Origin of the sequence: Streptomyces sp. NPDC001816, from assembly GCF_042892235.1 — a bacterium.
GTDB lineage: Bacteria > Actinomycetota > Actinomycetes > Streptomycetales > Streptomycetaceae > Streptomyces.
Map to the genome: position 1 here is coordinate 1 of NZ_JBIATY010000005.1, position 13,077 is coordinate 13,077.

Genomic DNA, 13,077 nt, shown 5'->3' on the forward strand with positions numbered 1-13,077 from the left:
CGTATGCGCGCCAACATCGGCATCCGCCGCCGCCTCGCCCCCCTGCTCGACAACGACCGCAACCAGATCGAGCTGTTCACCGCCCTGCTGCTCTCCCTGCCCGGCTCACCGATCCTCTACTACGGCGACGAGATCGGCATGGGCGACAACATCTGGCTCGGCGACCGCGACGCCGTGCGCACCCCCATGCAGTGGACCCCCGACCGCAACGCCGGATTCTCCTCCTCCGACCCCGGCCGGCTGTTCCTGCCCACGATCATGGACCCCGTCTACGGCTACCAGGTCACCAACGTCGAGGCCTCCATGTCCTCGCCGTCCAGCCTGCTCCACTGGACCCGCCGCATGATCGAGATCCGCAAACAGAACCCCGCCTTCGGACTCGGCACCTACACCGAACTGCAGTCCTCCAACCCCGCCGTCCTCGCCTTCCTCCGCGAACACGGCGACGACCTGGTGCTGTGCGTCCACAACTTCTCCCGGTTCGCACAGCCCACCGAACTCGATCTGCGGGTCTACGACGGACGGCACCCCGTCGAGCTGATCGGCGGCGTGCGCTTCCCCGCCATCGGTGAACTGCCCTACCTCCTGACCCTCGCGGGCCACGGCTTCTACTGGTTCCGGCTCACCCGAGTCGCATCCCGCATCGGCCGCCGCCGCTGAGCAGCGGCGCCGAGGAAAGGACGCGTCACCATGCCGAAGACCATCACCCACCGGCCGAGAGGCGCGAGGGGCACCGAGCGGCCCCTGGCCTCGCTGAGCGGGCTGCTGCGCGAATGGCTGCCCCTGCAGCGCTGGTTCGCGGGCAAGGACCGGCCCGTCACCGATCTGTCGCTGCTGTCCATGAGCGAGCTGTTCCCGGGATGCCTGCACCTGCTGGTCCACGCCTCGCACGCGCCGGTGCCCACCCCCGGCGGCACACCGCCGCCCGGCGACTGCTACCAGCTGCTCCTGGGTGTGCGTGAGCACCTCGCACCGCGGCTGGAGCGGGCGTACGTCGGCCGGGTCGAGGAGGGTCCGTTCGCCGGCCTCGCCGTGTACGACGCGCTGCAGGACCCGCGCTCGGCCCATCTGCTCCTGGAGCGGCTGCGGCAGCCCGGCACCTCGGGTCCGCTGTGCTTCGAGAAGACCCCGGGCGTCCGACTGCCCGGTGGCCTCCCGCCGCGGCTGCTGGAGGCCGAGCAGTCCAACTCGTCGATCGTCTACGGCGACGCGTACATCCTGAAGCTCTTCCGGCGCATCCAGCCGGGCGTCAACCCCGACCTCGAGGTGCCGGGCGCACTGGCCGCACAGGGTTGTGCGCGGGTGCCGGCGCCGGTCGCCTGGTTCAGCACGAGTGCTCCGAGCCCGGCCACGCTGGGCGTCCTGCAGCCGTTCCTGCCGGACGCCACCGACGGCTGGACGCTGGCGCTGCGCGCGCTCGCCACGGGTGACGACTTCACCGCCGAGGCCCGGGAGCTGGGCCGGGCCATGGCCGAGGTGCACCTCGCGCTGGCCGACGCCTTCCCGCCGGCCGGGCCGGGCGAGCGGGGCCGTACCGCGGAGGCGATGTGCGCGCGGCTGGACGCGGCCACGCACGCGGTGCCCGCGCTGCGGCCCTTCGTACCGGGCCTGCGGGCCGCGTTCGGTGCGCTGGCCACGTGCGACACCGGGCCGCCGGCCCAGCGCATCCACGGCGACATGCACCTCGGGCAGGTGCTGCAGGCAGGGCGCGACTGGTTCGTCATCGACTTCGAGGGCGAGCCGTCCCGGCCGCTGGCCGAGCGGCGGGCCGCGCAGTCCCCGGTGCGGGACGTGGCCGGGATGCTGCGCTCCTTCGACTACGCGGCCCGGCAGCGCCGCCCCTGGCGGCCGGAGTGGGCGCGCCGCTGCCGCGAGGCGTTCTGCGCGGGCTACGCGGCCCGCGCCGGGTGGGATCCACGCAAGAAGCACGCGCTGCTGCGCGCGCACGAGACGGACAGGGCGGTGTACGAGGTGCTGTACGAGGCGAGACACCGTCCGGACTGGCTACCGGTTCCGATGGCCGCGATCCAGCGGCTCGCGGTGTGGGGAGGCTGACGTCATGACCCGGAACGACACCGCACTTCCCCGGCCGGCGGGACCCGCTCCGTCCGCGGCCGCCCCGCTCGACCAGGGCGACCGCGACCGTCTGCTCGGCGGCGCGCACCACGACCCGCACGCCCTGCTGGGCGCCCATCCGGTGCCGGGCGGCACGCTGTTCCGGGCGCTGCGCCCGAACGCCCGCAAGGTCAGCGTCGTCGTCGACGGGATGCACAGCGCGCTGGCGTCGGAGGGCGGCGGTCTGTTCGCCGCCGTGCTGCCGTACGACGAGATCCCGTCGTACACGCTCCATGTCGCGTACGACGACGGTGAGCAGGAGGCGGAGGATCCGTACCGCTTCCTGCCCGCCCTCGGCGAGCTGGACCTGCACCTGGTCCGCGAGGGCCGGCACGAGCAGCTGTGGCGGGCGCTCGGCGCCGAGCCCATGACCCATCAGGGGGTCGCGGGCACCCGCTTCACCGTGTGGGCGCCGAACGCCCAAGGGGTGCGGGTCGCAGGCGACTTCACGTACTGGGACGGCATGCAGTACCCGATGCGGTCGCTCGGCGCGTCGGGCGTGTGGGAGCTGTTCCTGCCGGGCATCGGCGAGGGCGCCCGGTACAAGTTCGAGATCACCTCCCGCCACGGCGACCGGCTCCTGAAGGCGGACCCGATGGCCCGCCGTACGGAGGTCCCGCCCGCGACCGCCTCGGTGGTCGCGGTGTCGCGGTTCGAGTGGGGTGACGCGCAGTGGATGGCCCACCGGGGCGACACGCCCGTCCACGAGGCGCCGTTCTCGGTGTACGAGGTCCATCTGCCCTCCTGGCACCCAGGACTGACATACCGCCAGCTGGCCGACGAACTGCCCGCCTATGTCAAGGAGATGGGCTTCACCCATGTCGAGCTGATGCCGGTCGCCGGACATCCCTTCAGCGGCTCCTGGGGCTACCAGGTCACCTCCTACTACGCGCCCACGCCCCGCCTCGGCTCCCCCGACGACTTCAAGTACCTGGTGGACGCGCTGCACCGGGCCGGCATCGGCGTGATCATGGACTGGGTGCCGGCCCACTTCCCCAAGGACGACTGGGCGCTGGCCCGGTTCGACGGTGAGCCGCTGTACGAGCCCGGGGACTGGCGGCGGGCCGAGCATCCGGACTGGGGCACGTACGAGTTCGACTACGGGCGGACCGAGGTGCGCAACTTCCTCGTCGCCAACGCCGTGTACTGGTGCGAGGAGTTCCACATCGACGGGCTGCGGGTGGACGCCGTCGCCTCCATGCTCTACCTCGACTACTCGCGGGACTCCGGGCAGTGGGCGCCGAACGTCTTCGGCGGGCGGGAAGATCTGGACGCGGTGGCCTTCTTGCAGGAGATGAACGCCACCGTCTACCGGCGCTGCCCGGGCGTGGTCACCATCGCCGAGGAGTCCACCGCCTGGGACGGGGTGACCCGGCCGACGGACAGCGGCGGACTCGGCTTCGGGCTGAAGTGGAACATGGGCTGGATGCACGACTCGCTGGAGTACATCCGGCACGAGCCGGTGCACCGCAAGTACCACCACCACGAGATGACCTTCTCGATGGTGTACGCGTACAGCGAGAACTACGTCCTGCCGATCTCCCACGACGAGGTCGTGCACGGCAAGCAGGCCCTGGTGTCGAAGATGCCGGGCGACTGGTGGCAGCGGCGGGCCAACCACCGCGCCTACCTCGGCTTCATGTGGGCCCACCCCGGCAAGCAACTGCTCTTCATGGGCCAGGAGTTCGCCCAGGGCGCCGAGTGGTCCGAGGCGCACGGCCCCGAGTGGTGGCTGCTGGACGAGGACTACCACTCCGCGGGGGACCACCGGGGCGTACAGCAACTCGTCCGGGACCTGAACGCGCTGTACCGGGCCACCCCGGCGCTGTGGCAGCGGGACACGGATCCGGGCGGTTTCCGGTGGGTGCAGTGTGACGCGGCGGACGACAATGTCTTCGCGTTCCTGCGGTTCGACACCGGTGGATCGCCTCTGCTGGCGGTGTCGAACCTCTCCCCCGTGGTCCGTGGTGACTACCGTCTCCGGGTCCCTGAGGAGGTCCCCGCCTGGCAGGAGGCGCTGAACTCGGACGACGCGCGCTACGGCGGCAGCGGTGTCGGTGTCGGCGCTCCGGGAGCGATCAAGCCCGAGGACGGGTTCCTGCGGCTCACGCTGCCGCCGCTCGCCACTGTCTGGTTGACGCCCGTGCGCTGAACCCACAGGTGTCGGCTGCCCGCTCCGGGGGGCAGTCAGGGTCGTACAGACTTACGACTGCTCCTCGTCATGAACAGAAGGGCGGCCCACGTGCGCACTGTCGGAGTGGAGGAGGAACTCCTTCTGGTCGACCCGGACAGCGGGGAGCCGAAGCCGCTGTCGGCCGCAGTCCTCGCCCGTGCCACCCAGGACGATCCCGGACAGGACGTGTTCCAGAAGGAGTTGTTCGGGCAGATGCTGGAGTTCGCCACGCATCCGCAGGCGGACATGGCGGACCTCGGCGCCGAGATCGTGCGCCTGCGCAAGGAGGCGTCCCGGCTGGCCGGTGAGATCGGCTGCGCGGTCGCCGCGCTCGCCACGTACCCGATGCCGGTGACTCCCTCGTTCACTGTGCACGAGCGCTACCAGTGGATGGCCGGGCGGTACGGGATGACCGCCCACGACCAGCTCGTGTGCGGCTGTCATGCGCATGTTTCGGTGGAGTCCGACGAGGAGGGCGTCGCCGTCCTCGACCGGATCCGGCCGTGGCTTCCGGTGCTCCTGGCGCTGAGCGCCAACTCGCCGTTCTGGCAGGGCCGGGACACCGGCTACGTGAGCTACCGCGGCCGGGTGGTGCGGCGTTGGCCGCAGGCGGGGCCGAACGAGCTGTTCGGCTCGGCCGAGCGCTACCACCGGCTGGTGCGGGACATGGTGGCCAGCGGGGTCGTCCTCGACCGGGGGATGCTGTACTTCGACGCGCGCCTGTCCGCGAGCTACCCGACGGTGGAGATCCGGGTGGCGGACGTGTGCCTGCGCGCGGACACCACCGTCCTGATCGCCACGCTGGCCCGTGCCCTGGTGGAGACGGCGGCCCGCGAGTGGCGGGCGGGCCGGCCGCCGCTCGACCACAGTGTGAGCCTGCTGCGGCTCGCCGCCTGGCAGGCCGCCCATTCCGGCCTGGACGAGGACCTGTTGGACCCCGTGACCATGCTGCCCCGGCCCGCGGCGGAGGCGCTGTACTCGCTGCTGGAGCACACCGGGGACGCCCTCACCGACAGTGGTGACGCGGCCGGCGTCGAGGAGGCCGTCACCAGGGTGCTGCGCCGGGGCAACGGCGCTCGCGAGCAGCGGCTGCTCATGGAGCGGACGGGCAGCCTGCGGGACGTCGTGACCGCGTGTGTGCGACACACCCAGGACTGAGGGGCGGTCGGCCGGGGTCCGGGTTCAGGTGACTCGTGTGCTCAACGGCCGCTGGACACGCACAGATCATCAGCGGATCACGACTTGCCTGTTCCTGGCCCCGAAACCGCTTGCCTGGGCTACATTCGAGCACCGCCGGCAACTGAGCCGACCGGCGGAGTCACCCTCCGTACACCTCGGGAGCAGCGCATGCGCGACGACGCCCTCGCTCCGGCAGCCGTACCGCCGATGACCGGCGGGCTCGCCGACAGCGTCTTCGAGACCGCGCACCGCAGTCCGACGCTGCCCCTCCTCGCGCGGCGCACGGATGCGGCGCCCGGCGTGTGGGAGGAGGTGACGGCGGTCGAGGTGCGGGACGAAGTGGTCGACCTGGCCAAGGGCCTGATCGCCTCGGGGATCTCCCCGGGCCACCGGGTGGCCCTGATGGCGCGGACCCGTTACGAGTGGACGGTGTTCGCCCACGCACTGTGGACCGTCGGCGCGGAGGTCGTCCCGATCCACCCGGCGTCCTCGCGGGACCAGGTGGAGTGGATCCTGCGGGACGCCAACTGCGTGGCCGTGGTGGTGGAGGACGAGCAGGGCGTCATGACGGTCGGCACCGTGTGCGCGGGGCTGCCGCGGCTGAAGCACGTCTGGCAGCTGGACGCGGACGCTCTGGCCCGGCTGGCCGAGCAGGGTGCGCTCATTCCGCTGACCACGGTGGAGTCGCTGCGCCGGATCGTGCTGCCGGACGCGACGGCGGTCATCGCCTACACCTCGGGCACCACCGGCCGTCCGCTGGGCTGCGCACTGAGCCACCGCGGCCTGGCCCACCCGTGCGACATCCTGCTCGCCGGCTGGGGGCACACCGCGGCGCCCCCGGGCGAACAGCCGTCGGTACTCGCCTTCCTGCCCTTCTCCCACGTGTACGGGCTCATGATCCAGGTGATGTGCGTACGCGGCGGGGTCCTGATGGCGCACGAGCCGGAGATGACGGCGGAGGCCCTCGCATCGGCGCTGCGCACATTCCGGCCGACGTACCTGTACGGCGTGCCGTCGGTGTTCGAGAAGCTGTACAAGACCTTCCTGAGGATCGCTCAGCAGGCGGGACGGGGTGCGCTGTTCGAGCGGGCGGCGCAGACCGCGCGGGACTTCGCCGAGGCGGAGGAGCGCCGGCGGCTGGGTCTCGGGCCGGGCCCCGGGTTCGATCTGCGGCTGCAACACGCCCTGTACGAGCGGACGGTGTACCGCAGGCTGCGGGCCGCGCTCGGCGGGCGCGCCGTGCGGGGCACCTCGGGCGGCTCGTCGCTCAGCCGGGAACTGTCCCTGTTCTACGAGGGCATCGGGCTGTACCTGCACGACGGTTACGGGCTGACGGAGACCTCCGGCGGGATCACCATGCAGCCGCTGGGCCGGGAGAAGTCCGGGACCGTGGGCCGGCCGCTGCCGGGCACCGAGGTCCAGGTGGCCGACGACGGCGAGATCCTGGTGCGCGGCGCGTCGGTGTTCCAGGGCTACGTCGGCGACGAGGCGCGGACGCGGGCCACGCTGTACGGCGGCTGGCTGGCCACCGGGGACATCGGACGGCTGGACTCCGAGGGCTATCTGACGATCACCGGCCGGAAGAAGGACGTGATCGTCACCAGCAGCGGCAAGAGCGTGGCGCCGGCCCCGCTGGAGCAGCGGCTGCGCATGCATCCGCTGGTGCACCAGGCGGTGGTCGTCGGCGACGACCGGCCCTGCGTGGGGGCCCTGATCACGCTGGACCCGGAGTTCCTCGCGCACTGGCGGGCCGGTCTGGCCCTGCAGGGCGAGTCGCCGAGCCGGGAGGCCCGGGAGGAGAACGCGCTCAGGGAGGAGATCGCGCGCGCCGTCTCCTCGGCCAACAGTGCGGTGTCCCGCTCGGAGTCCATCAGGGTCTACCGCGTCCTTGCGGAGCCGTTCGCCCCGGACAACGGGCTGCTGACACCGTCCATGAAGCTGCGCCGGGACGCCATAGCGCGCCACTATGCCGCCGAGATCGACGCGATGTACGAGGCCCGGTCGCGCGCGGCATGGCGGCCGGGTCCCGAGGAGCCGGCCGACTGGGACGAGTCGGACAACGTCTTCCGCTAGGAGTTCCGCCAGGAGGTGCAGGTACGGGGCCCAGGTGGCCGGGCGGAGGGGTAACCCGGCCCGGCTGGGGGAACCCGCAGCAGTGGAGTGATCAGCAACGACGACCGCCCTGGTCGCGAGGGGCCGCCGGCCCCGACCGGACGGGGCCGGGGAATGCGAGATGGCGACGGAGCCGCGTGGGGACGACACACCGCCCTCGGAGGAGTGGGCCGAGCGGGCGTTCTCCTTCCCCGGTGAGCTGCGCAATGTGACGGGGGCGCGGCTCGCCGCGGAGGAGTTCCTGTGCGCCCTCGCCCGGGACGCGCCGCCCGGCACGCCCGAGTGCTGGGACGACATCCTGCTGGTCGTCACGGAACTGGCCGCCAACGCCGTCCAGTACGCACCCGGGCCCTTCGGTCTGCGGATGCGCCGCACCTTCGACGGGGTGCACGTGACGATGCACGACACCAGCACCACCCGGCCCGAGCCGCGGCCCTTCCAGCCGAGTGCGGGCGGCGGCGGGATCGGCTGGCACCTGGTGCACACGCTGTGCAGTCAGGTGAGCGTCGTCGTCGAGGACGAGGGCAAGGACATCCACGTGTTCCTGCCCTGGTGACGGGGAACGCCGTACGCGTGGTGCCCATGAGTACGACGTATATCTGTGCGAGATCGGGTTACTACGGGCTTCAGCAGGGGCATGCTGGTGCCCACGCGTTCGTCTGCCTGCCGCACCCGGCTGGCGGAGCGGCTCGGGGCACGGTGGGATCGGTGTGGCCGCAGCGATCCCGGGCATGCGAACGGCGTCGAGTCGGACCGCCTGGAGCCGCAGAGAGGGATGAACACCGTGACACGACCCAGGATCCTGGTGGTTGGCGCAGGCTTCGCCGGAGTCGAGTGCGTCCGCCGCCTGGAGCGGAAACTCACCCCGGACGAGGCGGACGTCACTCTGGTGACGCCGTTCTCCTACCAGCTCTACCTTCCCCTGCTGCCCCAGGTCGCCTCCGGTGTGCTGACACCGCAGTCGATCGCCGTCTCACTGCGCCGCAGCAAGAAGTACCGCACCCGGATCATCCCGGGCGGTGCGATCGGCGTGGATCTGAAGTCCAAGGTCTGTGTCATCCGCACCATCACCGACGACGACGTCAACGAGCGGTACGACTACCTCGTGCTGGCGCCGGGCAGCGTGACCCGCACCTTCGACATCCCGGGGCTCACCGAGCACGCCTTCGGGTTGAAGACCCTCGCCGAGGCCGCCTACATCCGCGACCACGTCATCTCGCAGCTGGACCTCGCGGACGCCAGCGACGACCCGGCCGAGCGGGCCGCGCGGCTCCAGTTCGTGGTGGTCGGCGGCGGCTACGCGGGCACCGAGGCCGCGGCCTGTCTGCAACGGCTCACCCACGCGGCCGTGCAGCGCTATCCGCGTCTCGACCCGAACCTGATCAGGTGGCACCTCATCGACATCGCGCCCAAGCTCATGCCGGAGCTGGGCGACAAGCTGGGCCGCAGCGCGCAGGAGATCCTGCGGCGGCGCGGCATCGACGTCTCGCTGGGTGTGTCGATCGACAAGGCGGGAGCCGAGGAGGTCACCTTCACCGACGGCCGGGTGGTGCCGACGCACACCCTCATCTGGACGGCCGGTGTGGTCGCGAGCCCGCTGATCGCCACGCTCGGCGCGGAGACGGTCCGCGGCAGGCTCGCGGTCACCTCCGAGATGACCGTGCCCGGTCACGACGGGGTGTTCGCACTCGGCGACGCGGCCGCCGTGCCCGACAAGGCCAAGGCCGAGGAGAACGCGGTCTGCCCGCCCACCGCCCAGCACGCCATGCGCCAGGGCCGGAGGGTGGCCGACAACGTCATCGCGACCCTGCGGGGCGAGCCGCTGTTGCCGTACGTGCACAGGGACCTGGGCCTCGTCGTCGACCTCGGCGGCAAGGACGCCGTGTCCAAGCCGCTGGGCCTCGAGCTGCGGGGCGTGCCCGCGCAGGTGGTGGCCCGCGGCTATCACTGGTCGGCGCTGCGCACCAACGTCGCCAAGACCCGCGTCATGACCAACTGGCTGCTGAACGCGGTCGCCGGCGACGACTTCGTCCGCACCGGCTTCCAGTCCCGCAAACCGGCCCGGCTGAAGGACTTCGAGTACACGGACAACTATCTGACACCGGAACAGGTCCGCGCCCGGGTGGAGGGCGGCGACGCCGCGAGTTCCTGATGTAGCAGGTCGGCCGAGGGCAGGCGGGCCGGGCCGCCGTGCCATGCTGGAGCGGAGATCAAGTTCTGGCACGGGAGAGAGCGCGGCGGCGTGAGGGCAGCGGTTCGGTCGGGGTGGGCACGGATGTGGGACCGGCTCGCGGCGTCCGATCCCGGACTGCTGCGGCTCACCGCGGGTCTGCGCACGGTGGCCGCCATCGTCCTCACCCTCGCCGTGCTGGCCCTGCTGCGGGTCCCGGTCCCGCAGCTCGTCGCGGGCGCCATGGCGTCGATGGTCGCGACCTTCGCCCTCCGCGAGAAGCAGCGCTCCCGGCAGGCCGTCACCCTCGCGCTGGGCCTGCCGGTGGCGCTCGCCTCGGTGTCGCTGGGTGCGCTGCTGAACCAATGGGTCGTCGTGGGCGACGTGTTCTTCGTCGTGCTCATCTTCTGTGCCGTCTACGGCCGCCGGTTCGGCGACCGCGGCACGGCGCTGGGCCTCATCGGCTTCCAGATCTACTTCCTCTCCCTGTTCGTGCACGCGACCACGGCCACGCTGCCCGCCCTGTACGGCGTGATCACCGTGGCGTTCGTGTGCAGCGCCGCCGCCCGCTTCGTCCTGCTGCCCGAGACCCCGGCGGGCACCCTCGACCGGCTGCGCCGGGCCTTCCGGGCCCGGCTCGGGCAGCTGATCGCGGCCCAGATCGAGCTGCTGGACGCCGGTCCCGACGACGTCGAGAAGGTGCTGGCGCACCTGCGCACCGGCACCGCACGGCTGCACGAGACGGCGCTGATGATCCAGGGCCGGCTGGAGGAGGGCACCGCCGACGAGGCGACGGCACGGTTGCTGCAGCGCCGTATCGCCGACGCCGAGATCGCCGCCGAGCGGCTCGGGCTGCTGCTGCTCACCGCGCGCAGTGCCGAACGGACGGACACGCTCACCCTGCATCTGCCCGGCGCGCCGCTCCCGTCCGGCGGCGAACTGCCGGTGCGGGACGAGGCGACGGCGGTGCTGCGCCGGGACCTGGAGGCGCTGCGCCTGCTGGTGCTGCGCCCGGTCGGCGAGGCCTCGGGTACCGCGCTGGCGCAGGTGCGCAACCGGCTGCTCGGCTACCGCGAGGAGGAGAACCTGCCCAAGGCGTCCCCGGCCGTACAGGACGTCTTCCGGGGACTCGGCGAGGCCGCGCGGGCCGTCCTCGGGCTGCGGATCGCCCTGGACGGGCCGCAGGACGAGTCCGACGACACTCCGGCGACGGCCCGCTCCCGCGAGGAGCTGGACGCCGAGGACGCCGCCATCGAGAGCGGCGAGGAGGCCGAGCCCGAGAAGCCGGAGCCGACCGGGCTCGGGCGGCCCACCACCCGGGCCGCCGTGCAGGTGGCCGTCGGTTCGGCCCTCGCCATCGCGGGCGGTGAGCTGCTGTCCGGCCAGCGCTGGTACTGGGCGGTGCTGACCTGCTGGATCGTCTTCCTGAACACCGCGTCCACCGGCGAGATCCTGGTGAAGGGCTACCGGCGGCTGGTCGGCACGGTGCTCGGGGTGGTGGCCGGCATCGGGCTCGCGGGACTGGTCGGACACCACACCTGGACGGCGTTCGCGCTGGTGCTGGTGTGCATCTTCGCGATGTTCTTCACCGCGCCCCTGTCCTACACGCTGATGTCCTTCTTCGTGACGGCGATGCTGGGGCTGCTGTACACGCTGCTGAGCACCTACAGCGTGTCGGTGCTGGTGCTGCGCGTGGAGGAGACGGCGCTCGGCGCGGCCGCCGGGGTGATCGCTGCGGCGGTGGTGCTGCCGGTCCACACCGACCGGCGCACCAACGACCTGCTAGTCGATGTCCTCGACAAGCTGGCGGACGTCACCCGGGCCGCCATGGACCAGCTGAGCGGCGCGCCGCCGGCCGACCTGGTGGACCAGGCCCGCGACCTGGACCAGGCGCTGGCCGACCTGCACGCCGCCACCCAGCCGCTCACCCACCCGATCGCCCCGCAGCGCGGCCGCCGGGACACCGCCCGGTACGTGGTGGCCCTGCTGGAGACCTGCGCCTATCACGCGCGTTCGCTCGCGGCCACGGCCGAACTGCTGCCGACGCACCCGTCGATCGCGGCGGATCCGCGGCTGCGCGGGGCCGGCCGGCGGATCGTGCACAACATCGAGGCGATCGCCGCGCACGTCGCCGACCCCCGCTCGACGGCGGGGATCGAGACCGGCCCCAGCATCGCCTCGATGCTGGAACCGGGCACCCTGCGCACCCCGCGCTACGGCCGGGTGACCGACCGGGTGCTGCGGCATCTGCAGCGCCTGGACGAGGCGGTGTCGGGTCTGGCCCGGCCGCTGGGTGTCGCGCGGGAGCGGTCGAAGAAGTGACGGCCGGTCATCCGGCGGTCCGGCCGCCCTGCCGCTGTCCCAGTGCGACGGCACGTACGCGGGCGCAGCTGCGGCTGATGAGCCGGGAGACATGCATCTGGGAGATGCCGAGCCGGTCGGCGATGCGGCTCTGCGTCATGTCCTCGAAGAAGCGCATGTAGAGGATGGCCCGCTCCCGCTCGGGCAGCCGGCGCAACCCCTCCTTCGCGGCCTCGCGGTCGACGACGACGTCGTACGAGGTGTCCGCGGCACCCAGCGTGTCGGCCAGGCTGTGGCTGTCGTCGCCGGTGGGCAGCTCGGCGTCCAGCGAGAGGGTGCTGAAACTCTCCAGTGCCTCCATGCCCTCGGTGACCTGGTCCTCGGTGAGGCCGGTGTGCGCGGCGATGTCGGCGGCGGTGGGTTCGGGGGCGCCGGGGTGCTGGGTGAGTTCGCGGCGGGCCAGGCGCACCCGGTTGCGCAGCTCCTGCACCCGGCGCGGCACCCGCACGGCCCACATCCGGTCCCGGAAGTGCCGCTTCACCTCGCCGGTGATGGTCGGCACGGCGTAGCTCTCGAAGGCCCCTCGGGAGGGGTCGTACCGGTCGATGGCCTTGACCAGGCCGAGCGCGGCCACCTGGCGCAGATCCTCGGTGGACTCCCCTCGGTCGCGGAACCGGCCGGCGATCCGGTGGGCCATGGGCAGCCACTGGGTCGCCAGTTCGTCGCGTACGGCCTCCCGTTCGGGGCCGTCGTCCAGTTCCACGAGCCGCTTGAAGAGGGCCACGGTGTCGGGGGCGTCGTCATGGGTCCGCCGCACCGAGGCGACGGAGGCGGTGTCGGTGTCGGGCGTACTCGTACGGCTTGTCGACGTGTCGGTCAGCATGCGCAATCGCTCCTGAAAGGTGGCTGCAGCGCGGCGGACTGGGGGTGCGCCTGCCCGGCCGCCCGGGTGGCAAACGCCGCTTGCCGGAACTTCGGCCACCGGCTTCGGCACGGCGCCACCGGGATCAGTGGGCGCGGTCCGGGT

9 protein-coding genes are annotated in these 13,077 nt (G+C 72.2%); 8 read left to right on the plus strand and 1 reads right to left on the minus strand.

From position 1 onward, the window contains the following. The 8 genes from ACFYZZ_RS18850 to ACFYZZ_RS18885 form a co-directional block, all read left to right on the plus strand. Positions 1-660: alpha-glucosidase C-terminal domain-containing protein (locus ACFYZZ_RS18850; protein ID WP_389176906.1), on the plus strand; the 660-nt coding region annotated here is incomplete at its 5' end. Positions 661-690: 30 nt separating this feature from the next. After that, positions 691-2,055 (plus strand): maltokinase, encoded by a 1,365-nt coding sequence (locus tag ACFYZZ_RS18855; RefSeq protein WP_389176908.1) that lies wholly within the window; start codon positions 691-693, stop codon positions 2,053-2,055. 4 nt (positions 2,056-2,059) lie between these two features. Continuing rightward, complete coding sequence (glgB, locus tag ACFYZZ_RS18860; protein WP_389176910.1) at positions 2,060-4,267, plus strand: 1,4-alpha-glucan branching enzyme; 2,208 nt, start codon at positions 2,060-2,062, stop codon at positions 4,265-4,267. Between the two features lie 90 nt (positions 4,268-4,357). Further along, positions 4,358-5,446 carry a glutamate--cysteine ligase gene (locus ACFYZZ_RS18865; RefSeq protein WP_389176912.1) on the plus strand — a complete coding sequence of 363 codons (1,089 nt, stop codon included), beginning with the start codon at positions 4,358-4,360 and terminating at the stop codon, positions 5,444-5,446. A gap of 189 nt (positions 5,447-5,635) precedes the next feature. Continuing rightward, positions 5,636-7,540, plus strand: coding sequence for an AMP-dependent synthetase/ligase (locus ACFYZZ_RS18870; RefSeq protein WP_389176914.1), 1,905 nt, complete (start codon positions 5,636-5,638; stop codon positions 7,538-7,540). Between the two features lie 160 nt (positions 7,541-7,700). Next, positions 7,701-8,135 (plus strand): ATP-binding protein, encoded by a 435-nt coding sequence (locus tag ACFYZZ_RS18875; RefSeq protein WP_389176916.1) that lies wholly within the window; start codon positions 7,701-7,703, stop codon positions 8,133-8,135. A 219-nt stretch (positions 8,136-8,354) separates the two neighbouring features. Next, complete coding sequence (locus ACFYZZ_RS18880; protein WP_389176918.1) at positions 8,355-9,731, plus strand: NAD(P)/FAD-dependent oxidoreductase; 1,377 nt, start codon at positions 8,355-8,357, stop codon at positions 9,729-9,731. 123 nt (positions 9,732-9,854) lie between these two features. Next, complete coding sequence (locus ACFYZZ_RS18885; protein ID WP_389176920.1) at positions 9,855-12,071, plus strand: FUSC family protein; 2,217 nt, start codon at positions 9,855-9,857, stop codon at positions 12,069-12,071. Positions 12,072-12,078: 7 nt separating this feature from the next. Here ACFYZZ_RS18885 and ACFYZZ_RS18890 read toward each other — a convergent pair whose 3' ends face one another. Next, positions 12,079-12,933, minus strand: a complete 855-nt coding sequence (locus ACFYZZ_RS18890) for a SigB/SigF/SigG family RNA polymerase sigma factor (protein WP_389176921.1) — start codon at positions 12,931-12,933, stop codon at positions 12,079-12,081. Between the last annotated feature and the right edge of the window lie 144 nt (positions 12,934-13,077).

Excerpts from the sequence above, each read along its gene's own strand:
- ACFYZZ_RS18855 (WP_389176908.1), top strand. The coding sequence starts at position 691 with ATGCCGAAGACCATCACCCACCGGCCGAGAGGCGCGAGGGGCACCGAG.
- glgB (WP_389176910.1), top strand. The coding sequence starts at position 2,060 with ATGACCCGGAACGACACCGCACTTCCCCGGCCGGCGGGACCCGCTCCG.
- ACFYZZ_RS18870 (WP_389176914.1), top strand. The coding sequence starts at position 5,636 with ATGCGCGACGACGCCCTCGCTCCGGCAGCCGTACCGCCGATGACCGGC.
- ACFYZZ_RS18875 (WP_389176916.1), top strand. The coding sequence starts at position 7,701 with ATGGCGACGGAGCCGCGTGGGGACGACACACCGCCCTCGGAGGAGTGG.
- ACFYZZ_RS18880 (WP_389176918.1), top strand. The coding sequence starts at position 8,355 with ATGAACACCGTGACACGACCCAGGATCCTGGTGGTTGGCGCAGGCTTC.
- ACFYZZ_RS18885 (WP_389176920.1), top strand. The coding sequence starts at position 9,855 with ATGTGGGACCGGCTCGCGGCGTCCGATCCCGGACTGCTGCGGCTCACC.
- ACFYZZ_RS18890 (WP_389176921.1), bottom strand. The coding sequence starts at position 12,933 with ATGCTGACCGACACGTCGACAAGCCGTACGAGTACGCCCGACACCGAC.